This window comes from Waltera acetigignens (assembly GCF_025567015.1).
Lineage (GTDB): Bacteria > Bacillota > Clostridia > Lachnospirales > Lachnospiraceae > Acetatifactor > Acetatifactor acetigignens.
Genome location: NZ_JAOQJO010000005.1, coordinates 151,694 through 172,368, shown reverse-complemented (window position 1 = coordinate 172,368; position 20,675 = coordinate 151,694). Strand labels below are relative to the sequence as shown.

21 protein-coding genes are annotated in these 20,675 nt (G+C 43.6%); 18 read left to right on the top strand and 3 right to left on the bottom strand.

Features of this window, described 5'->3' with window-relative positions:
- Positions 1-84: 84 nt before the first annotated feature.
- The 9 genes from OCV96_RS07245 to OCV96_RS07205 all read left to right on the top strand — a co-directional run bounded on the left by OCV96_RS07245 (position 85) and on the right by OCV96_RS07205 (position 7,701).
- Entirely contained in the window at positions 85-1,377 is a 1,293-nt protein-coding gene (locus tag OCV96_RS07245) for a hypothetical protein (RefSeq protein WP_262594052.1), read from the top strand.
- Entirely contained in the window at positions 1,377-2,498 is a 1,122-nt protein-coding gene (locus OCV96_RS07240; protein ID WP_262594051.1) for a hypothetical protein, read from the top strand. Before OCV96_RS07245 ends, OCV96_RS07240 begins: the two co-directional genes overlap by 1 nt.
- A 564-nt stretch (positions 2,499-3,062) precedes the next feature.
- Entirely contained in the window at positions 3,063-3,443 is a 381-nt protein-coding gene (locus OCV96_RS07235) for an IS66 family insertion sequence element accessory protein TnpB (RefSeq protein WP_262594050.1), read from the top strand.
- Positions 3,436-3,792, top strand: a complete 357-nt coding sequence (tnpB, locus tag OCV96_RS07230; protein WP_262594049.1) for an IS66 family insertion sequence element accessory protein TnpB — start codon at positions 3,436-3,438, stop codon at positions 3,790-3,792. The genes OCV96_RS07235 and tnpB overlap by 8 nt, the downstream gene beginning before the upstream one ends.
- Before the next feature lie 271 nt (positions 3,793-4,063).
- A complete protein-coding gene (gene tnpC, locus OCV96_RS07225) occupies positions 4,064-5,668 on the top strand; it encodes an IS66 family transposase (protein ID WP_262594048.1) in 1,605 nt (534 codons plus the stop codon).
- Between the two features lie 63 nt (positions 5,669-5,731).
- The gene (locus tag OCV96_RS07220) at positions 5,732-6,400 is read left to right on the top strand and encodes an MBL fold metallo-hydrolase (protein WP_262594046.1); all 669 of its coding nucleotides are present in this window, start codon (positions 5,732-5,734) and stop codon (positions 6,398-6,400) included.
- Positions 6,401-6,443: 43 nt separating this feature from the next.
- Entirely contained in the window at positions 6,444-6,629 is a 186-nt protein-coding gene (locus tag OCV96_RS07215; RefSeq protein WP_262594045.1) for an ATP-binding protein, read from the top strand.
- 42 nt (positions 6,630-6,671) lie between these two features.
- Positions 6,672-6,911 carry a P-loop NTPase family protein gene (locus tag OCV96_RS07210; protein ID WP_262594044.1) on the top strand — a complete coding sequence of 80 codons (240 nt, stop codon included), beginning with the start codon at positions 6,672-6,674 and terminating at the stop codon, positions 6,909-6,911.
- The gene (locus tag OCV96_RS07205) at positions 6,865-7,701 is read left to right on the top strand and encodes an ATP-binding protein (RefSeq protein ID WP_262594043.1); all 837 of its coding nucleotides are present in this window, start codon (positions 6,865-6,867) and stop codon (positions 7,699-7,701) included. Before OCV96_RS07210 ends, OCV96_RS07205 begins: the two co-directional genes overlap by 47 nt.
- A 161-nt stretch (positions 7,702-7,862) precedes the next feature.
- Here the strand turns inward: OCV96_RS07205 and OCV96_RS07200 are convergent, their stop codons facing one another.
- Positions 7,863-8,318, bottom strand: coding sequence for a hypothetical protein (locus tag OCV96_RS07200; RefSeq protein WP_262594042.1), 456 nt, complete (start codon positions 8,316-8,318; stop codon positions 7,863-7,865).
- Positions 8,319-8,618: 300 nt separating this feature from the next.
- Here OCV96_RS07200 and OCV96_RS07195 point away from each other — a divergent pair, with 300 nt between their 5' ends.
- The 5 genes from OCV96_RS07195 to OCV96_RS07175 all read left to right on the top strand — a co-directional run bounded on the left by OCV96_RS07195 (position 8,619) and on the right by OCV96_RS07175 (position 11,339).
- Positions 8,619-9,407 carry a hypothetical protein gene (locus tag OCV96_RS07195; RefSeq protein ID WP_262594041.1) on the top strand — a complete coding sequence of 263 codons (789 nt, stop codon included), beginning with the start codon at positions 8,619-8,621 and terminating at the stop codon, positions 9,405-9,407.
- Between the two features lie 145 nt (positions 9,408-9,552).
- Positions 9,553-9,729: a hypothetical protein gene (locus tag OCV96_RS07190; RefSeq protein ID WP_227064598.1), complete on the top strand. Its 177-nt coding sequence runs from the start codon at positions 9,553-9,555 to the stop codon at positions 9,727-9,729.
- A gap of 21 nt (positions 9,730-9,750) precedes the next feature.
- Complete coding sequence (locus OCV96_RS07185) at positions 9,751-10,206, top strand: NUDIX hydrolase (protein ID WP_262594040.1); 456 nt, start codon at positions 9,751-9,753, stop codon at positions 10,204-10,206.
- Positions 10,207-10,420: 214 nt separating this feature from the next.
- Positions 10,421-10,771 carry an arsenate reductase family protein gene (locus OCV96_RS07180; RefSeq protein ID WP_262594039.1) on the top strand — a complete coding sequence of 117 codons (351 nt, stop codon included), beginning with the start codon at positions 10,421-10,423 and terminating at the stop codon, positions 10,769-10,771.
- Between the two features lie 16 nt (positions 10,772-10,787).
- Positions 10,788-11,339, top strand: coding sequence for a flavin reductase family protein (locus OCV96_RS07175; RefSeq protein WP_022152807.1), 552 nt, complete (start codon positions 10,788-10,790; stop codon positions 11,337-11,339).
- 23 nt (positions 11,340-11,362) lie between these two features.
- Here OCV96_RS07175 and OCV96_RS07170 read toward each other — a convergent pair whose 3' ends face one another.
- A complete protein-coding gene (locus OCV96_RS07170; protein WP_262594038.1) occupies positions 11,363-12,865 on the bottom strand; it encodes a methyl-accepting chemotaxis protein in 1,503 nt (500 codons plus the stop codon).
- A 202-nt stretch (positions 12,866-13,067) separates the two neighbouring features.
- Between OCV96_RS07170 and feoB the strand changes: the two genes are divergently transcribed.
- Positions 13,068-15,407, top strand: a complete 2,340-nt coding sequence (feoB, locus tag OCV96_RS07165) for a ferrous iron transport protein B (RefSeq protein WP_262594037.1) — start codon at positions 13,068-13,070, stop codon at positions 15,405-15,407.
- 123 nt (positions 15,408-15,530) lie between these two features.
- On the opposite strand, the gene OCV96_RS07160 is transcribed toward feoB, so the two are convergent.
- Positions 15,531-16,406: a LysR family transcriptional regulator gene (locus OCV96_RS07160; protein ID WP_227732043.1), complete on the bottom strand. Its 876-nt coding sequence runs from the start codon at positions 16,404-16,406 to the stop codon at positions 15,531-15,533.
- Positions 16,407-16,601: 195 nt separating this feature from the next.
- Here OCV96_RS07160 and OCV96_RS07155 point away from each other — a divergent pair, with 195 nt between their 5' ends.
- The 3 genes from OCV96_RS07155 (at position 16,602) to OCV96_RS07145 (ending at position 20,665) form a co-directional block, all read left to right on the top strand.
- Positions 16,602-17,939 (top strand): sodium-dependent transporter, encoded by a 1,338-nt coding sequence (locus OCV96_RS07155; RefSeq protein WP_227064593.1) that lies wholly within the window; start codon positions 16,602-16,604, stop codon positions 17,937-17,939.
- 181 nt (positions 17,940-18,120) lie between these two features.
- A complete protein-coding gene (locus OCV96_RS07150; protein WP_227732045.1) occupies positions 18,121-19,578 on the top strand; it encodes an aldehyde dehydrogenase in 1,458 nt (485 codons plus the stop codon).
- 160 nt (positions 19,579-19,738) lie between these two features.
- Positions 19,739-20,665 (top strand): hypothetical protein, encoded by a 927-nt coding sequence (locus OCV96_RS07145; RefSeq protein ID WP_262594036.1) that lies wholly within the window; start codon positions 19,739-19,741, stop codon positions 20,663-20,665.
- Positions 20,666-20,675 lie beyond the last annotated feature (10 nt).

Below are 20,675 nucleotides of genomic sequence, written 5' to 3'. Positions count from 1 at the left end.
TAGAAGCAATCTCTATGAAAAAATGAAAATGTGAGAAAAAGCGAGTTAACAAGAGAAAAACAAAGATTATTATGGGAGGAAATTATGGATAATCTAGAAAAAGGGTCATGGATAATTAATACAATAAAACATACAACTGGTGTGAGAACTGACACCGTAGAATTAAATGATTTAGAAGTGACAGAAAGAGCTGGAAAATCTGGAATTTTACTAGGAAAACTATTGGTAGATAAGCAAGAAATTATTACTGGTAAGAAACTTAGTGTGTTTGCGAGAACTGCAAATATATCACCAGATGCAGTAAAGACATATGCTGAAATTTTAAAGAATTTTGGTCAAGTTGATTTTAAGCTGGATAAATTTGGGAATGTATCTGAGCTGGAAATATATTGTCTGACCACAGAGGATGCGATAAAGACCGTGTCGGATATTTTTGAATATTATGAGCCGGATGAAATTGAAAGGGGAAATTTAGAAAGTTTAAAAACAACTTTTGAATTTCCTGCTTCAAGGGAAGAATTGACGCAGGCGTTAACATCCAGAAAGGGTATTTCAGAAGAAAATGTAAATGAGATATTGGCATTAGAGTCAGCATTTTCACTTATAAAAAAAGAGCGTATTGAGAATTCGGATATATATTACAATGAATATGCTTTTGCTGGTGATGGTTCTAAGATAGCTAAGGCTATCGCATCTTTGCCAGAGAGTCAAAGGAATGATGTTAATTTTGTTATGGAACAGGTAAAACAGTCACAAGGTTTTTTGGCAGATAATTTGACTGATAAAATTAATCCTAACATTATATCTATGATGGAGGGGGTGGGGCTGCTTGATGGAATTACGGTTAATTCAGATTTTGGAAAGGCTGTTTTTTATACTACTCCACAGCTTATCGGACCTGGAATTGGTTCATGGAAAATTTCAACAGATGTTTTTAATCATGCAAAGTTATTGCTGAGCAGTCTAAGATATGGCGAATATAAATCTGTATCGTCTAGAGGAGCAATATATACGTCAAGTAAAATGATGAATATTGTGAATAAATTACTTAGAGGTGAATGGGTAGGCCCATGTACTGCCATTGGAGAAGATTATAAATTATTGGAGCTGGATGGAGTTATATCCGTGCAACCGTATAACGGAATGTATAAAATGAAGTTGCGTCAATTTGAGGTAGGAAGGTTGGTTAAGCAAATGTTAGAATATAATATGGTGGTAAACGATTCTGTAAATGAAATTGATGTTTTTAACAATTTGCCAACTGGTTACATAGCTCCAGAAGAAAGAAGAAAAGTTATTCAAGCTGACAGAACGGTACCAGTTAAAAATATACAGGAAAAGTTTATTGCTTCTATTAGAACAGGAGGTATATTCTGATGGCGAATAATAGTGGAAAAGGTACAGGGTTTGAGTACGATGTTTGCCAACTTTTTACAGAACAAAATTATTTTACTAGAAGATCTATTCCTATAAGATCTACAATAAATCAGGATATTACAGACGTAGATGTATTGGGAATTAAATATACATATCCCTTTGAAAAAAAGGTAATAATTTGTGATTGCAAAAACAAAGTTAAGCCGAAACCATTTGAGAGAATATTTTGGACTAAAGGCTTGGGAGAATATGTTGGTGTAGATGATGAATATATAGCATTACCTAAGATAGGACCTGACATAATTGAGTTTGCTAGAAAAAGCAAGGTTAGGGTAATTTCTCAAAATGAGCTAAGTAATTATAAAGATAAACAAATAGGATATGCTGATTACCAATATTATGGAAAATTCATGCAAAGACTGGAAGACAAAAATACAGGTGATCCACAGGTATTACATTATTTACCAATATTGAAGAAAGAATATATTTCGGATAATCCATATGTAACGCTTAATATTGCTTTGTTAATTTTAAATAAATTGTCACAAGAAAATTGGAGTGATGATGGGAAAAAAATGATTTTTGCAGAGGGTGCTACGGTTGTAGCGTATGCTCTGCTTGATATATGTAGGGACGTATTTGGAATGAGTCAAGAGTTGCGAGAGAAATATATTTCTACTAAATTGACCTATGGAGATTCTGAAGCTACATATATAAATGGATTGATAGAAAGTGTAACGAGATATGCAAATGAAATGTTAGCTGAGAAAATTCCAAAGGAATACTATAATAAAAATTTGGTGGAAAGGATGGAGATTCCGGCACCACATTATACTAAAAATTGTATTGCAATTATTGAGAGAGCTTACAATAACCCGGAATGGTATATTGATATGTTACGAAACATAGATTTTATCCTTTTTGAATTCATGTTAAAGAACCAAAAGTTTGATTATACATTATTTTCAGAACATTGCAAAAATTATTTGGTTAATGAAAAGTTAAAAGCATGTAAGAATGTTTTGTTTTTTATTTGTTCATCTGCTGCAGTACATTTAGGGGATATTTGGAAAGAGGAAAATGATTTTGTTCCACAGAAGATACATAATATTGAAAATTAGTAAAGGCTACCACTTACCGCAGATGTGGCAGGGGCTTGACTAATATTCCCATAGAAATGGACAAGTAATCAAGCACACAATATGTTATTTCCGAGTGCGGGAACTTCAATTCCGAATTTTTCGGATTTGCGATTTTGAGCCGCAAGAATATTTATGAAGAACGTGTTATCTAAAGTGAGAAGGGAAAGTTCTGGGTACAATTTGGGTACAGTAGTTTAGAAACCACATTAACAAGATACAAAAACGTGTCAAAATGATACGGTTTTGAAACACAATAACAATTAAGTAACATGAAAAATCAAACCCGAAAAAGAGTTTGAGTGACCTGTAAGTGGCTTAGAGGTTAGCTTCAAAAATCCAGTATTTTCAAGGCCTGAGGCCGTGTGAAATAACACGGTTTCAGGTCTTTTTCTAATATGCTTCTATTTTTTCTGAAAGAAGCAGAAGCGAAATAACTCCAATTAAAGTAAACGTCAAATCCTGCGCCTTGGCTAATTAGTTTTTTTATGCCACACTCTAAATAACACGAAAAAACTATTAGTTTTTTAGAGGAGGCTAAAGCGTATGGATCAATTAACTCACACTGTCCGCAGGTCGAACTGGATAAACATCATTCGACAGTGTCAGGACAGACCGGCAGGCACTACAGCAAAACAGTGGCTTGCTGAAAACGATATTTCTGAAAAATCTTACTATTACTGGCTCCGAAAGATCCGCCGGGAAGTCTGTGAACAGGAGGGGCTCCAGGAAGCCACCACCCCGTCTGCCCTCTCTTTTGTAGAAATCCCGATAAAAACTGCTTTGGACACAACACCGGTGCCAACCGTCCCGGCAGCAATGACTCCGGTTGCAGTGATCAGATCAGGCCGCCTGACGCTGGAATTATCAAACGATATTTCAGAGTCCCTGCTTTGCAGGCTGTTGCAGGAGGTGCTTCATGCTTGAAGATGCTGCCGGTATCCGCAGAGTCGTGATTGTCTGCGGATGTGTGGATCTGCGCAAAGGGATCGATGGGCTGTCCATGATCATCGGAGACAGATACCATCAGAATCCTTTTGAAAAGGGAACTTTATTCCTATTCTGTGGCAGACGGTCCGACCGCATCAAGGGACTTCTATGGATGGGAGACGGTTTTCTTCAGCTCTACAAACGGCTGGAGGCAGGTTCCCTGTCCTGGCCGAGAACCAGCGAAGAAGCCGCAGACCTTACAGAGGAACAGTTCCGTTATCTTATGATGGGGCTGAATCCCCTGAACCCCAAAGTCAGGGAAGTAACACCGCAAAAGCCCACCTGATCTTTGTGCAAAACATAGATTTTTTATGCCTGTTATCGGGGCAGATCCATTCCCGGTGTTACAGCCTCTCTGAAGGCTGTTTCCTGGTCTGTGACGTATCCACAGGAGGATCCGGATAAAATTTCAGCGCCTTGAAAACTTTATATTTCCCTGGCTCTATGACCATCACACCGCCATACAGGCATAGGCAGAATGACGAAACCTGCGGGGTTGCCGGTTCGCAATCCTTTGTGTTTTCTGGTATAATGAAAACAGTTTAAGGAGCAGGACAATGGCAGACAGACATACACTGGAAGAACTGATCACCATCGTTCTTATGATGCAGGGACAACTGGATACCCTGAATGAGAACATCGAGCGGTTGATCGAACAGGTACGCATAGCGAACAGCTATCGTTTCGGAAAACATACAGAAACGCTGGATTCCATAGATGGTCAGCTGTCCTTCTTTGATGAGGCAGAAAATTGCTGCAATCTGTCTGTCCCGGAGCCTGCTGTGGAGGAAGTACTTCCATCCCGGCGTAACCATAAGAAAAAAGGGCAGCGGGAAACGGATCTGAAAGATTTCCCGGAAGAGATCCTTCCTCCTTATCAGCTATCCACAGAAGAACTGGATGCATTTTATGGTGCAGGCAACTGGCGTAGAATGAAGGATGAAACCTACAAAAGACTGCGCCATGAGCCGGAATCCTGGACGGTGGAAGTCCATACCGTGGAAGTCTACGTGGGAACCGGCGGAGATTATCAGGACGAATTCTTACGTGGAAAACGCCCCAAGGACCTTCTGCGTGGAAGCATCGTTACTCCTTCCCTGCTTGCATCCATTCTGAATGTAAAATATGTGAACTCCTCTGCACTGCACAGAGTCGAGCAGGAGTTTCAACGCAATGGTGTAAATATCTCCAGACAGACCATGTCGAACTGGATCATCCGGTGTGCTGAGAAATATTTCGCACCGTTTGTGGATCGTATGAAGCAGGAACTGCTGTCCCTGCCGGTGACGCAGTCAGACGAAACACCGACACAGGTGATCGGTGACAGTGACCGTCCGAACAGTAAATGCTACATGTGGGTACACCGTTCCGGGGAGTTCTATAAGGAACGTCCTGTGGTGATCTACGAATACCAGAAAGGCAGGGATCACGAAAAGCCGCTGGAGTTTTACCGGAACTACAAAGGAGTTCTGGTCACGGACAGTCTGGAGCAGTATCATCTGCTGGACAAAAAACTGCCGGGAGTGACAAACGCAAACTGTTGGGCACATGCAAGAAGAGCCTTTGCAGATGCCGTAAAGGCAGCGGATAAAAAGGATCCCCTGTCAGTAAAAAATTCCGTAGCATACCAGGCATTACAAAAGATTGCAGAATTCTACCGGATCGATACCGAACTGAAAGAACTTCCGGCAACGGATCGCCTTACACAGCGGCAGACAAGGATAAAGCCGCTGGTTGAGGATTTCTTTGCGTGGGCAAAACAACAGGCTGCAGAATGTGCGGTGCCTCCGAAATCCAGGACCGGACAGGGACTAAATTTCATCATCCATCAGGAAAACTATTTAAAGGTATTTCTGACCGATGGGGATATCCCGATCGATAACTCCGCTTCCGAGCGGGCTATCCGGACTTTCTGTATCGGCAAGAAGAACTGGATGTTCCATAACACAGCAAAAGGTGCCGGAGCCAGCGCTCTTGTTTACAGTATTTCAGAAACAGCAAAGCTGAACAATCTGCGCCCATACTACTACTTCAGGTATATCCTCACGGAGCTGCCTAAGTATTGTGACGAAAAAGGAAATATAGATCTGGCAAAACTAGATCAGCTGATGCCCTGGGCAGAGGAGCTTCCCGAGGAATGCCGGAAACCACGCCGCTCATAAAAGCGGCGTTAAATTTAAGGGTAGGCGCAGGATTTGACGTTTACGAATGAAGTTATAAGTAAAATGATAGAAAGGAAACTTGATATGTCAATAATTTCGATTAACGCGCGAAGCAGTATCAGAATTAAAGGAACGAAGGTGGTATATTTTGATCCGTTTAAGATTGCGGAGGAGAGACATGACGCAGATTTTATTTTTGTGACGCATGAGCATTATGACCATTTTTCACCGGAAGATATTAGAAAAGTTTCTAAAGAGCAGACGATATTAGTTGCACCATATAGTATGAAACAGGTTGTATGTGAACAAGTCGGTAAAATGGTAAGTTGTGTAGAGTATGTTAACGCTGAGGGGTCTAGAACCGAATTAAATCGAGAGGATATTTTGATAAAATGGGTACCAGCGTATAATATTAACAAGCCATTTCATACAAGGGAAATGGGATGGGTAGGATATGTTGTAACCCTTGATGGTGAGACATATTTCGTGACAGGAGATACTGATGCGAATGAAGATAACATAGATGTGCAGTGTGATATTTTGCTTGTGCCTTGCGGCGGAAAATATACTTTTGACGTTAAGGAAGCTGCTGAGTTTACACAAAAGATTAAACCTAAAAAGGTTATACCGACTCATTACACGGATGTAATTGGAGAGTCTGAGGTTGGGGATAGATTCAAAAGAGCAACCATGGAATTGTCGCAAGATATTGAGATTGAAGTAATGTTATAAGAACGAATTTAATAAAGAGTTTTAAATGTAGGAGTGAACATATATGATACGTGGCATTGCCATTATGGGATTGAACGGGTGCGGAAAATCTACACTTGCACATACTATTGCAAAAAGACTTGATTTTTATGAGATGGATGTAGAAGATTATTATTTTCCGGAACAAAAGAACTCTCGCCAAGCTGTTCTGGAACAACAATATGATGTTAAATGTGAGTATAAAGGGTAACTTCCGTATTCTATGCCACGCTCAGCAAAAGAAGTGCAGGAAATGATCCGTAATGACATAGAAAAGCATCTGCAGTTTGTTATTTCTGGCGTAACAATGAATTGGGATGAGGATATATTGTCTGTGATAGATGTAGCATTTATTCTTGAGGTTCCTGCGGAGGAATGGGTGAAGCGGGTACAACATCGGGAAGAGGTTAGGTTTGGTTCACGTGTTATGTCTGGCGGAGATATGTATGAGCAGCAAAAGGCATTTAGAGAAATTATTGGTAATGAAGTGTAAACTTGAAGATATTGTTGATGTAACAATGGGCCAATCACCCAAGTCTGAATACTATAACACAGAAGGAAAAGGTTATCCGTTCTTGCAGGGAAACAGAACCTTTGGATTTAAGTATCCAACTTTCGATACATATACAACAGTAATGACTAAACCGGCAAAAGCTGGTGATGTCATAATGAGTGTGAGAGCACCGGTTGGTGATCTCAATATTACACCAGTTGATATGTGCTTAGGCAGTGAAGTCCATATAGATATGTTTGATGACAGAATCGAGATATATTCACCGGGTGGAATGGTAAGCGGAATATCTCTAGAAGGAAAAGATTTATTAAAAATTCCATCAAAGCGAAGAAATCCGATATTAGCTGATATATTCAGTCGTTTGAAATACATGGAGCGTAGAGGCAGTGGGTTTAAGAAAATATTGGCAGACTACGAGGGACAAGTTGAATTTAATGAGTCTAAGATGCCAGTCTTTGATGCAGATAATGATGATTTTACATTGACTTTGTATAATCTGAATTATGGCACTAATTATGCAACACAGGTGAAGCAAAATGGTACTCAAGGTGATACCCAAGATGATACTCGAGATGATACTCAAGGTGATACCCAAGATGATACTCAAGAAAAAATAATAAAAATGATAGAGGAAAATCCACGAGTATCAACATCTGATATGGCAAAAAGATTAGGAATTGGCATTGCAACAGTAAAGCGTAAAATTAAGAAAATGCCGAATATATCATATGTGGGAAGTGGTTACAGTGGTCACTGGGAAATCAAATAGGTTTTTGAAAATAATGAATCCGCTTATTATTGCTATAAGGCAATAGGCTTTGAAGATGTACCTCAGGATGAAATAGGAGAGTAGGAAATAAAACTATAAGGTTAATATACCCCAGGGAATATGAGATAATATCTCCTAGGGGTATACTTATAAATGACTAATTATTTATACCATTTCATCAATATTGCTTCATAGCAAATATCAAGCACATTATCATTTTGATCCATACTGAAGGATAAATTGAAAAAGACTTCAGGGTAGCGTTCATCAATATAGGAATAGCACAAATTGTATTGGCTTTCCAGACCATCATGATTATAGGCCTTATTTTTATATACTACCTCTTTTTGAGGCTCTCCATAAGCAGCAATCACTTGTTCCCTGGAATCGCCTAATTTTATACCACGCGAAGTTTCTGTGTCTGATGACATTTGATCGGGGTATTCAGTATATGCCGTACAATTTGTAGTCATAATAGAAATACGTTCTACATCTTCATAGCCGTTTCCGGCTCCATATAAGTCTACGTAATTGCTATATCCAAATCCATTAACATTAAAATCCTCATAAGAGAGAGGCAAAATGGTGCTATTTTCCGTGCTTCCTGATACTTCCACCGGTGCCGGAGTTCCTGTGGAATCTTCCGTTATCACTTCTGTGGTTTCAGTGCGTTCGGTTTCTGCGTTCGTTTCACTCTGCCCGGCATCCGGTGCTTAACGTTGCTTCGCAACTATTATGATCAAATTGTAGCAGAAAATGGAGATATGGCAACTGGATTTTTCTAAGATATTTCCCATGCATGAAGTATCAAGAGTTGTAATCAAGTACATTCTTAGGACTTAGATGAAAAATAGGATTTACTATGATATGATTAGTTAAGAATTATATTTAATACGAAAGAGGAATGACACATTATTATGGAATTTTTCAGTTTGTTTTCAACAGTATTTTTTAATATAGCAATTACCTTTGGCCTGTTATTACTTATATACTTGTTTTTCTCTTCCGGCATTAGAGCACGTAAGGACCTGAAACCGGTTAAGTACATTTCCTACAAAAAGGATCATTTTCAGGAGAATTTTGAATTTACCTGTGAGTTTTGCGGATCCAAGGTATCTTCTGCGGATGAAAAATGTCCAACCTGTGGCGGTAATTTTGGAAAGAACAAGGAGTATCAGTTAAAGAAACGGGCCATGCATCAAAGGTATTTAGAGTATATGAAATCTCAGGAAGAAGCCATTACACAGGAAACGGAATATATAAGTACTACAATGCAGGCAATTCAAAAATATAAGCTGATACGTCATAAATACTACAATTTTGAAATCGGCGAGCCTCCGGTTTATAAACCTGCAAGTGATTATGAATTTACCTGTGAATACTGTGATAATAAGATAAGGGGAAAAAGCACAGACGAAAAGGGGTGTAGTAATTGTGGGGCTTCTTATAAAGAAAACCTGGAATTATTGGTACGCGAAGAGGAAGACCGTCTGGAAAAACGCCATTATGACGAATATATGAAACTGAAGGATCTGGAGTGGGAGCAGAATATCAGGAATGAGCGAAGAGATGCAAACATTGATGAAAAGTATGGGACACCTATCCGATTTATGGAGAAAAATGCAAAGGTTATTGCGCTGGTCATTTTGCTTGGGCTTATGATGATTTCCGTGGGAATAACAGTTTTGATTTTAAAGTTTAGGTAAAACAGGATGAGTATATTTGACGTGAAGGGAGATCACATGGACATTCTATTTAAAAACGATGATTTTGTATTTTCCATGGGGAAAGAGACCCTGCCACCAGATCTGCTTATATTATAATGTTCATTTACTGGACGATAGTATTCCTATGGATGGGGTGTTTCATGGATATGATGAATTGGATCATGAGAGAATCAATCTGGATTTCTGCTGGATTCCGCTGGAGGAACTAAGGAAGGACACGAAGGTATATCCATTGGAACTGATACCTTACATACTTGAGCAGAGAAAAGAAACGGTACATTTTGTTTCAAGGCAGATTTAATTGAGAGGGCAAGGAAAGAAAATGCTGGAAGTAAAATTTTATGACTCAGTGGATGATTCCTTGTTGAAGTTTGCGGTGATCGTCTCACAGAGCAATGGCAAATGGGTATTTTGCAAGCATAAAGAAAGAGACACCTATGAAGTTCCGGGTGGACATAGAGAAGCCGGTGAAAGCATTCTTGAAACGGCGAAAAGAGAATTGCAGGAAGAAACCGGTGCAATCAGGTTCGATATGAAGCCCCTGTGTGTATACTCTGTAACCGGGAAGACCAGAGTAAATGATACGGGAGAAGAATCCTTTGGGCTGCTTTGCTATGCGGAGATAACAGAATTTGCGACAGAACTGCATAGCGAGATGGAGAAGATAGTACTCTTGGGCGAACTGCCGGAGGAGTGGACGTATCCGTTGATACAGCCGAAATTGATAGAGAAGTATTTGCAGATGAAAAATACTATTGATTTTCGCCTGCGTGCTTGACAGAATGTAGGTGTAATGAAAGTTTACCGCTGACCGATATGCGGGATATAAATGGTTGGGTCGAAAGTGTAGTCCTTCGCCGTGAGGCGGGGGACTTTTTATATTGAAGTATATAAAGAAATTCCTGTTAAAGTTATACCTTGAATTAAGATAATCAAGTGAATTATAATGATTTTAGTTAAAAAATAAATTTTGCTACATTTAGGAGGTCCCCATGCTATTTATAGAATACCTCAAATGTTCCACCTGTCAAAAGGCAAAAAAGTGGCTGGAGGAACATAATATCACCTATACAGATCGTCACATTGTAGAGGACAACCCCACCTACGAAGAATTAAAAGAATGGCAGAGCAGAAGTGGGCTGCCGTTAAAGAAATTCTTCAATACCAGTGGGTTGTTATATAAGAACATGCAGTTGAAGGACAAGCTTCCGAACATGACGGAAGAGGAACAACTTCGGCTGCTGGCCACGGACGGAATGCTGGTAAAGCGGCCGTTTGTCGTGGACGGGGATCTGGTGTTGACCGGATTCCGGGAAGCAGAATGGAAGGAAAAATTAATTTAGTACAAGGAGGACGAATATGAGCAGAGTAAATTTTGGAGCAAAGCCGGTAATGTATCCCATGCCGGTGCTGATCATTGCAACGTATGACGAAAATGGAGTACCCGATGCCATGAACGCAGCATGGGGAATCATTACGGACATGAATGAGATCTCCATCAGTATGTCAGAGCATAAGACCACGGAGAATCTGGCAAAGACCGGAGCATTTACCGTAAGTATCGGAACCGAAGATACCGTGGTAGCCTGCGACTATGTGGGCGTGGAATCTGCGAAGAAAGTACCTGATAAATTCTCAAAGTCCGGTTTCCATGCAGCCAAGAGTGATTTTGTCAATGCACCGTTGATCGATGAACTTCCTATGGCGCTGGAATGTAAGGTGAAAAGTTTTGAAGACGGCATTCTGGTGGGCGATATCGTCAACGTCAATGCGGACGAAAGCATCCTGACGGATGGCAAGATCGATCCGAAGAAATTGAAGCCAATCAGCTATGATCCTGTGAATAATACTTATCTTGCAATGGGAGATAAAGTAGGAAATGCTTTTAAAGACGGTTTGAAATTGAAATAGTAAGATCAAAGAACGCAGGAGGTTTAACCCTCCTGCGTCCCCATCTCATCGGTGGTAGAGCGGATATGTTCTACTGCCGTTTTTACTTGTTCTGCATAATCCAGATTGTTCTGGCTCATGGTGTGCACCTGCTCGGCATTGGCGGTAACTTCTTCAGTTACAGCGGACAGCTGGGAGATGTTTTCCATAATCTTATTATTGGATTCTGACAAGCCCAGAATGTGGTGATTTACTTCTTCCACCTGGGAAGCCAGTGCTTCCATATTTTTGTTCAGCTGTTCGAAAGTCTCGGAAGCAGCAAGAATCTTCTCGCTCTGCTGGTCGGTGGCCTCGATGGAGCCGCTGATCGTGTTGACTACCGTGTTGGCATTGGCATTTAGCTCATCGGTGATCTTCGTAATCTCTTCGGTAAAGCTCTTGGTCTGTTCTGCCAACTGCCGGATTTGCTGGGCAACAACGGCGAAACCGCGTCCGGCCTCTCCGGCACGGGCACTTTCGATGGAAGCGTTCAATGCCAGAAGATTGGTCTGACCGGAGATTGCCATGATGCTTCCGGCGATAGTTTCCACCTCTTTTGTCTTTTCCTGTAATTTTGCCATGGCGTCGGTGACGGAATGGTTGGTATCCTTGATCATGGCGGACTGCTGTTTTAAGGATTCCATAGCAGCCATATTCTTACGGATGCTTTCGTTGGAATCCTCGGCAATCTGAACCATCTGCTCGGAGATATGACTGGTCTGCTCGATAGCATTCTGAATCGTACCGGTCATCTGACTCTGCTCTTCGATGCTGGTGGCAGTCATATTGGTGGCATCGGAGATTTCCTGCATGCTGTTGGCAACGGATTCCGTCGTCTGTACCAGCTGGTTCATAAGATCTGTGGTTTTGGTGGTCTCCTGATGTACGGTCTGGGATACGTCCAGAATATTATCCAGTACTTCTTTTACATGGTTATGTTCTTCCCGGGAAGAACCGATGGCGTCATTATTAAAAAGTATTGTGATCTTACCGGTCTCCAGAATAATAATTCCGATCAGGAATACCAGCAGGGTAGAGCAGACGGCATTCACATCCTGACCGTAGATTCCCTTCGCAGCCTGAACGATCATGACGATCAGGTAGAGCACGAATAATCCCAAAGCGGTTTTCTTCAGAGATTTTTTCTCATAATAAGGAAGCTGTAATATGAAAATGGCGATCAGCGCATAGTGAATGAAACTTGCATCTGTCTGTAAACCAACCAACAGATACTCAATGCCGATCTCGATGGTAGCGAAGACTTTTAATAGTCGTGTCGCCTTATTTCGAAGGTGTGTCACGACATTTACCACACAGAAAACGGCGATCAGAATGGTATTTGCGTATGTAACAATGGGCGAAATGTTGTGATTTATCAGTTTTAACCACAGATAAAACAGGAAAACAATCGCCAAAAGCGAAGAAGCGATAATATAGAACCGGTTCATTCTGATATTGCGTTCCGAAGTATTCGTATAACGATATTTATTATTTTCTTTCATATTCATAAGTTCCCTCCCTTTTCTATTGATACTATTTTAATTGTAACTGCTTTCATCAATTTTTTCTACATTTTTGTTCCATTTTTTAAAAAAATATGGAAATAAAAAAAACAAATTGATACTGATTTTCAATACCAAATGCGCTATAATACTTCTGTTACAACACAGAACATTAAAATGTTGAGATACGAAAGGATACAGAAGTGTTATGACACTGAAAGAATTGGAAATCGGTAAAAGCGCCGTGATCGAAACCGTCGGTGGTTCCGGAGAACTCAGACAGCATTTCCTGGATATGGGTATGATCCCGGGAGCGGAGGTGACGGTGGTAAAGCTGGCTCCGATGGGTGACCCCATGGAATTGCAGGTGCACGGCTATGAACTAACGTTGCGTTTGGCGGAAGCGGATCAGATCGAGATCGCACCTATATCGAAGAGAACAAGAGAACATAAAGGGCTGGACCGGGTGACGGATGCGGAGCACCCGGGATTAGGTGAGGATGGAAAATACCATTCGAAAAAAGATGAGAATCCTTTGCCGGAGGGAACGACATTAACGTTCGCCCTGGCGGGAAATCAGAACTGCGGCAAGACTACACTGTTCAATCAGCTCACCGGTTCGAATCAGCATGTGGGAAATTTCCCCGGAGTTACCGTAGACCGTAAGGACGGTTCCATCAAAGGGTATCCGGATACTTTGGTGACAGACCTGCCCGGTATTTATTCCATGTCCCCTTACAGCAGTGAAGAGATCGTATCCCGTAATTTTATCCTGTATGAGAAACCCAGAGCTATCATTAATATCGTGGATGCGACGAATATCGAGCGTAATCTGTATCTGACCATGCAGTTGTTGGAAATGAACATTCCCATGGTCGTAGCCCTGAACATGATGGATGAAGTCACCGGCAATCACGGTTCCATCGATGTGAATGCCATGGAGGCATTCCTGGGAGTACCCGTAATCCCCATTTCTGCTGCGAAAAACGAAGGTGTGGACGAACTGATCCGCCATGCAGTCCATGTCGCAAAATATCAGGAACGGCCACTGCGGCAGGATTTCTGCGATAAAAACGATCATGATGGTTCCGTACACCGCTGCATCCATGCGGTGGGGCATCTGATCGAGGATCATGCGGAGACTGCAAAGCTGCCCCTGCGTTTCGCAGCCAACAAAGCCATTGAAGGAGATCATCTGATCCTGGAGAAGCTGCAGCTGGATGAAAATGAAAAAGAAATGCTGGAGCATATTGTCTGCCAGATGGAGACAGAGCGTGGTGTGGACCGGAGTGCGGCTATCGCGGACATGCGGTTTGATTTTATCGAGAGATTATGTGAACAGACGGTAGTAAAGCCGAAGGAAAGCAAAGAACGGATCCGCAGTGAGAAGATCGATCGGATCCTTACCGGAAAATATACGGCAATCCCTTGTTTTATTGTGATCATGATATTGGTGTTTTATTTGACATTTAATGTGATCGGAGCCTGGCTGCAAGGGCTTTTGGAACTGGGAATCGGCAGACTGACAGAACTTGCGGATGCAGCCATGACAGCGGCCCATGTCAACAGTGCAGTACAAAGTCTTGTGATCGACGGTATTTTTACCGGGGTGGGCAGCGTATTGAGTTTCCTGCCTATTGTGGTGACCTTGTTTTTCTTCCTTTCACTTATGGAAGACAGCGGTTATATCGCCCGTGTGGCATTCGTGATGGATAAGTTGCTTCGAAAGATCGGTCTGTCCGGACGAAGTATTGTGCCGATGCTGATTGGGTTCGGATGTACGGTACCGGCAGTCATGGCGACGCGGACGCTGACCAGTGAGAGAGATCGTAAAATGACGATTTTGCTCACTCCGTTTATGAGCTGTTCTGCAAAATTACCGATTTATTCGTTCTTTGTGAGCGTATTTTTCCCGGGAAAGGGTGGACTGATCATGTCGGCATTGTATCTGTTTGGTATCCTTATGGGAATTCTGGTAGCATTTTTATATCGGGGCACGTTGTTCCAGGGAGAACCGGTGCCTTTTGTAATGGAACTGCCGAACTACCGTCTGCCGGGAGCCAAAAATGTTGGGCAGCTGTTGTGGGAAAAGGCGAAAGATTTTTTACAGAAGGCATTTACTGTGATCTTCATTGCAACGATTGTAGTATGGTTTTTACAGAGTTTTGATCTGAAACTGAATCTGGTAGAGAATTCAGCCAACAGTATGCTGGCAATGCTATCAGGTCTGTTGGTTCCGGTGTTCCGGCCGCTGGGATTGGGAGACTGGCGGATCTGTACGTCTCTGATCAGCGGATTTATGGCAAAAGAAAGTGTGGTAGCAACCCTGGAAGTATTGTTCGGCAGCAGCATTGCCACGGTACTTACCCCGTTGGCAGCCGCCACATTACTGGTATTCAGCCTGCTGTATACTCCCTGCGTGGCAGCCATCGCTTCTGTCCGCAGAGAACTGGGTGGAAAATGGGCCATTGCCGTGGTACTCTGGCAGTGTTTTGTGGCATGGGTGGCAGCCTTTTTGGTACATGGAATCGGAATGCTTCTGGGATGAAGATTCCTCGATAAGCGAATATTGGAGAGAAGTGTGGGAGTGCGCAGCACGAAACAATTCGTAGGAATTAAAGGTGGGGCTTTTGCCCCCGACATTCATATATAATAGAAAACCTGCAGGGGATTATTCCTCCTGCAGGTATTTTATTACACATTTCAGTTCCGGTGAGATCCATTTGTTCCTATGATATAAAAGCTGCCGCCAGATATCCGGCTGAATCTCCGTCATGGGGAGGCTGACGAGATTTCCTTTTGCCAGATCGTCCGCTACAACGAACTCCGGCAGATAGGAGATACCGAGACCCTGACACAGAAGATTGCGGATCAGCTGGGTATCGCCCACCTCCATGATGGGCATTGTCTCCTTACCGTTTTGGGAGAGCAGATCATCCAGAGCAGCCCGGTAACTCATGTTTTTCTCCGTCAGGATCAGCGGATATTCCAAAATCTGTTCCAGGGTGATCTGAGTCTGTCCGGCTAAGGGGTGACCGGCACCGGTGACAAAATGAATATCCACTGGAGCTTCGAAAGCGGTCACATAATTGTGATTAAAAATACGGCGGTCCAGCGTGTATACAATGTCCACTTGATTCTGCCCCAGCATCTGGAACATTTCGTCAGTACTGGTAGCAATGATCTTCAGGCGGATGCCCGGATATTTTTCATGAAAATCCTTAAAACGGCTGTGAAATTCCCAGCTGGCCAGGGACTCTGCAATGGCGATCCGCACCAGACCCTCCGGGGCGGTATTACCGCTGATGTGGGTGGCTTCCGCAGCAAGCCGCAGAATCTGCTGGGCCAGGGGTAACAGCTTCTCCCCTTCGTTGGTCAGGGTTACGGTATGACCGATGCGCTCGAACAGTGGGATCGACAACTCTTTTTCCAGCTGTTTGATCTGAAAAGACACGGTGGACTGGGTGTAGCCCAGGCGCTGTGCCGCCAGTGTAAAGCTCTTCAGTTCGTTCACCATAACAAAGGTTTCCAGATTTTTGACATCCATAAAATAATTGCACCTTCTCGATTGAATTATTCGATCAATATGATAAAAATAATTTGTTTTTCAAATATTTATGAAAATTATATAATGAAAAAATAAGGCTGTCAATGTGAAAAGATGGCGGAAATATGGGAAAACAGCAAAAATATATGTCGTATCCCATGTTTAGAATAAGTAGTTTTGGGAAGGATCATGGGTATGGAAAACAGAGAAAGACTGGGGAGTCGTTTGGGATTTATCATGCTGTCGGCGGGGTGTGCCATCGGCTGCGGAAATGTGTGGAAATTCCCGTGGATGTGCGGGCAGAACGGTGGCGGAAGCTTCATGCTGATCTACGTGATCTGCCTGATCGTGCTGGGCCTGCCCACCATGATCATGGAATTCTCCGTGGGGCGTGCGGCGCAGACGAGTCCACTTTATATGTATCGGAAATTATCCGGCGGCAGGGGCAAATGGAATCTGTGGGGCATCGTCTGTCTCATCGGAAACATTGCGCTGATCGCTTTCTATGCGGTGGTGTCCGGATGGATCCTCTATTATTTCGTAAAATTTCTGACAGGGCAGAATCAGGATTTCGGATTTGAAAAAATGATCACGACGCCCTCGGTGAATGTGACATATCTGTTGTTCACCTTACTGATCGCTTTTGTCATTTTAAGTTTCCATCTGCAGGGTGGGCTGGAGCGTATTACCAAATATATGATGTCAGCATTGATCGTACTGATGTTGGTGCTGGCGGTGCACAGCTTTACACTTCCGGGAGCAGGAGAGGGATTGAGCTTCTATCTGATCCCTCATTTTTCCAAAATCACCGGTTCTGTGGTGGTGGGCGCCATGAATCAGGCATTTTTCACCTTGTCCGTGGGAATGGGCGGTATGGCGATCTTCGGAAGTTATATCGGCAAGGACCGTTCTCTCATGGGGGAGTCTATTCATATTATTATCCTGGATACACTGGTGGCAGTGATTGCCGGTATCATTATATTTCCGGCATGCTTTACTTATGATGTGGAAGTGACGGCGGGTCCCAGCCTTCTGTTCGATACTATGGCGACAGTATTTAACAACATGGCAGGTGGCAGATGGTGGGGAACCTTATTTTTCCTGTTCATGGTGTTCGCAGCCATGTCCACAGTGCTGGGCGTGTGTGAAAATATTCTGGCCATGGTCCGGGAACTGACCGGATGGTCCAGACCGGTAGGATGTATCGTCTGCGGTGTGGGAACGTTTCTGTTGGCATTGACAACGGCGTTGGGCTTCAGCGTGATCCATTTTCAGCCCTTTGCGGCGGGAACGACCTGGCTGGACTTCTGGGATTTCCTGGTGTCCAACAATATCATGCCCATAGGTTCGATCCTGCTGGCAGTATTTTGCTGTTATAAGGTCGGCTGGGGCTGGGATAAATTCCTGGAGGAAGCCAACGAGGGAAAAGGATTGAAAGTGCAGCATTGGATGAAGCCGGTGTTCAAGTATTTTGTTCCGGCGGCGGTGTTGTTCATTTATGTGTACGGAATAGTGAATTTTGCGTGGAAATAGGAGAAATGAGATCAAGATAGGAAGAGACAAACGACGGTGGGGTGAGAACTCTGCCGTTTTTGTGTATAGGATGAGCAGGGAAGCGGTTGCACCGAGACTCAAAATTGGGTAGTATGTAATTATTCAGAGGTGGTTTTGTGAATAGTTATGGCAGTATAAAGAATAGAAGCAGGAGACATCTATGACAGAGCAGGAGATCCGGACGATATTGAACAGACAAAGAGAATATTTTGCTACGGGAGCCACACTTTCCCGGAAATTTCGGGCAGAACAGCTGGGAAAATTAAAGGCCTCCCTGCAGCGCCATGAAGAGGAACTGAATGCTGCACTGCAACAGGATCTGGGAAAAAGCCGGATGGAGAGCTATATGTGCGAGATCGGACTGACGCTCTCGGAGCTGACCTGGATGCAGAAACATCTGCGGGGGCTGATGCAGGAAAAGAGAGTGCCGACACCGCTGTCACAGTTCGCAGCGATAAGCTTTCGCTCTCCGTCACCCTATGGCACCGTGCTGATCATGAGCCCCTGGAATTACCCGATGTTACTGACGCTGGATCCGCTGATCGATGCCATAGCTGCCGGAAATACGGCGGTGGTGAAGCCCAGTGCATATGCTCCGGCGACGGCAGCTGTGCTGAAAAATATTCTGGAAGAATGTTTTCCGATAGAATACGTGGCTGTGATCACCGGCGGCAGAACGGAGAATCAGGCATTATTGCAGCAGCGGTTTGATATGATATTTTTCACCGGAGGCAAGACCGTGGGACGGGAGGTGCTTAGAAGCGCTGCGGAATATTTGACCCCGGTGACGCTGGAGCTGGGCGGGAAAAGTCCCTGCATCGTGGATGCTACGGCGAAGCTTCCGTTGGCGGCGAGGAGGATCGTATTCGGAAAATATCTAAACTGCGGGCAGACCTGTGTGGCACCGGATTATGTGTTGTGTGATGTTAGGATCCGCGACCGATTGGTGGAAGCTATCCGGGCGGAGATCTCGAGACAGTTTGGTGCGGATCCCCTGCAAAATCCGGATTATGGAAAAATCATCAACGAAAAGCATTTTCACAGACTGCTGGGGCTGATGGATGCGGAAAAGACCGTCTGCGGCGGGCAGTATGACGAAAAGACTTTGCGGATTGCTCCCACAGTGATGACGGATGTGACCTGGGAAGATGCCGTGATGGGAGAAGAAATCTTCGGACCGATCCTGCCGGTGCTGACGTATAATGCACATGATGCAGAGAAAGGTGTTGCACAAAATGATTTTTGCAGGGATGCTTCCGGGACGCATGCAGCCACGGGAGACTTTGTGGATTGGGCGATCCGCTGTGTGGAGGAACATCCTCATCCTCTGGCTCTGTATTTTTTCAGCGAAGACAAAAAGGCCCAGAGGCGGATCCTGAACTATTGCCATTTTGGCGGAGGCTGCATCAACGACACCATCATCCACCTAGCCACTAGCGCCATGCCCTTCGGCGGCGTGGGCGAGAGCGGCATGGGCGGCTACCATGGACGCGCCGGATTCGAGACTTTCAGCCATTATAGAAGTATTGTGGATAAAAAGACATGGACGGATCTGCCGATACGGTACCAGAGGTATGATGAGATGAAAGAGAAGATGTTACGGAGATTTTTGAAGTAACGTCATCCTAAAATAGAAGTTATGTCCTGAAAAGTGTAAGATAACATTGGATTACGTCCTGAAAAGTGTAGCGTATAGTTCATATTACGTCCTGAAAAATGTAATGGCAGGGTATTTGTGGGAAATAATATCGAAATCGAGAAGGAAAGAAGGTAATCACATGAACTTTATCAAACAAAAATGCATTACGGCAGTGATTTTGCTGTTGGTCGCTATTCTATCCATAACCGTTATCGGAAAATACGCCTCCGCCCCGGAAAATCACCAGAAAACCATAGCCTCTCTGGATGAGAAAAAACAGACGGTCATGGAGCTGACGGCGGCATCCACGGTGACTTCGGCGCTGATCACATTGCTTCCGGGAGACACGGCAACGCCCATCGCGGAGAAAATGGCAGATGTCAGCGGATATCTGCTGGTGGTCCTCTGCGCTATCTATCTGGAAAAATATCTCGTGACGATTACCGGCTATGTGGCATTTACCTACCTGATTCCGATTGCCTGTGGCTTGTGGATATTCAATCTGATCTTTGCAAATGCCACGGTACGAAAACTGGCAGCAAAGTTGGCGGTGTTTGGCTTGGCGATCTCCCTCGTGGTGCCTGCCAGTGTGAAGATATCCGACCTCATCGGAGACACCTATCAGGCCCAGATCGAAGCAACCATTGAAGATGCTAAGAACACGCAGAATATACTGGAAAACAGTGATCTGAGGAACGACACCGATGCTACAGATGCATCCGGAACCGGCACAACGGGAACTGCAACACAGAATACACAGGAGAAGGACAACAGCACGTCCGGCTCTGTTACTAATATCTTCGACTGGGCAAAAGATGCCATTTCCGGCGCTAAAGATTCAGTGGCAAATGTCGTGGAAAATGTGACGGTTTCTACCGAAGATCTGGTACAGAAGGTGGAGAATTCCCTAAATCACTTTATCGAGGCGGTTGCCGTGATGATCATTACTTCCTGCGTGATCCCGATGCTGGTGTTGCTGTTGTTCTTCTGGATGGTGAAGATCGTGCTGGATGTGGATCTGAGTGGCGTGAAGATCAAGGGGATGCTGTCGGAGCGGAAGGAATAGATTGTAGGAA

What these genes read in the sequence shown, in the direction of transcription:
- OCV96_RS07245 (WP_262594052.1), top strand. Translation starts at nt 85, where the DNA reads ATGGATAATCTAGAAAAAGGGTCATGGATAATTAATACAATAAAACAT.
- OCV96_RS07240 (WP_262594051.1), top strand. Translation starts at nt 1,377, where the DNA reads ATGGCGAATAATAGTGGAAAAGGTACAGGGTTTGAGTACGATGTTTGC.
- OCV96_RS07235 (WP_262594050.1), top strand. Translation starts at nt 3,063, where the DNA reads ATGGATCAATTAACTCACACTGTCCGCAGGTCGAACTGGATAAACATC.
- tnpB (WP_262594049.1), top strand. Translation starts at nt 3,436, where the DNA reads ATGCTTGAAGATGCTGCCGGTATCCGCAGAGTCGTGATTGTCTGCGGA.
- tnpC (WP_262594048.1), top strand. Translation starts at nt 4,064, where the DNA reads ATGGCAGACAGACATACACTGGAAGAACTGATCACCATCGTTCTTATG.
- OCV96_RS07220 (WP_262594046.1), top strand. Translation starts at nt 5,732, where the DNA reads ATGATAGAAAGGAAACTTGATATGTCAATAATTTCGATTAACGCGCGA.
- OCV96_RS07215 (WP_262594045.1), top strand. Translation starts at nt 6,444, where the DNA reads ATGATACGTGGCATTGCCATTATGGGATTGAACGGGTGCGGAAAATCT.
- OCV96_RS07210 (WP_262594044.1), top strand. Translation starts at nt 6,672, where the DNA reads ATGATCCGTAATGACATAGAAAAGCATCTGCAGTTTGTTATTTCTGGC.
- OCV96_RS07205 (WP_262594043.1), top strand. Translation starts at nt 6,865, where the DNA reads ATGAGCAGCAAAAGGCATTTAGAGAAATTATTGGTAATGAAGTGTAAA.
- OCV96_RS07195 (WP_262594041.1), top strand. Translation starts at nt 8,619, where the DNA reads ATGGAATTTTTCAGTTTGTTTTCAACAGTATTTTTTAATATAGCAATT.
- OCV96_RS07190 (WP_227064598.1), top strand. Translation starts at nt 9,553, where the DNA reads ATGGATGGGGTGTTTCATGGATATGATGAATTGGATCATGAGAGAATC.
- OCV96_RS07185 (WP_262594040.1), top strand. Translation starts at nt 9,751, where the DNA reads ATGCTGGAAGTAAAATTTTATGACTCAGTGGATGATTCCTTGTTGAAG.
- OCV96_RS07180 (WP_262594039.1), top strand. Translation starts at nt 10,421, where the DNA reads ATGCTATTTATAGAATACCTCAAATGTTCCACCTGTCAAAAGGCAAAA.
- OCV96_RS07175 (WP_022152807.1), top strand. Translation starts at nt 10,788, where the DNA reads ATGAGCAGAGTAAATTTTGGAGCAAAGCCGGTAATGTATCCCATGCCG.
- OCV96_RS07170 (WP_262594038.1), bottom strand. Translation starts at nt 12,865, where the DNA reads ATGAATATGAAAGAAAATAATAAATATCGTTATACGAATACTTCGGAA.
- feoB (WP_262594037.1), top strand. Translation starts at nt 13,068, where the DNA reads ATGACACTGAAAGAATTGGAAATCGGTAAAAGCGCCGTGATCGAAACC.
- OCV96_RS07160 (WP_227732043.1), bottom strand. Translation starts at nt 16,406, where the DNA reads ATGGATGTCAAAAATCTGGAAACCTTTGTTATGGTGAACGAACTGAAG.
- OCV96_RS07155 (WP_227064593.1), top strand. Translation starts at nt 16,602, where the DNA reads ATGGAAAACAGAGAAAGACTGGGGAGTCGTTTGGGATTTATCATGCTG.
- OCV96_RS07150 (WP_227732045.1), top strand. Translation starts at nt 18,121, where the DNA reads ATGACAGAGCAGGAGATCCGGACGATATTGAACAGACAAAGAGAATAT.
- OCV96_RS07145 (WP_262594036.1), top strand. Translation starts at nt 19,739, where the DNA reads ATGAACTTTATCAAACAAAAATGCATTACGGCAGTGATTTTGCTGTTG.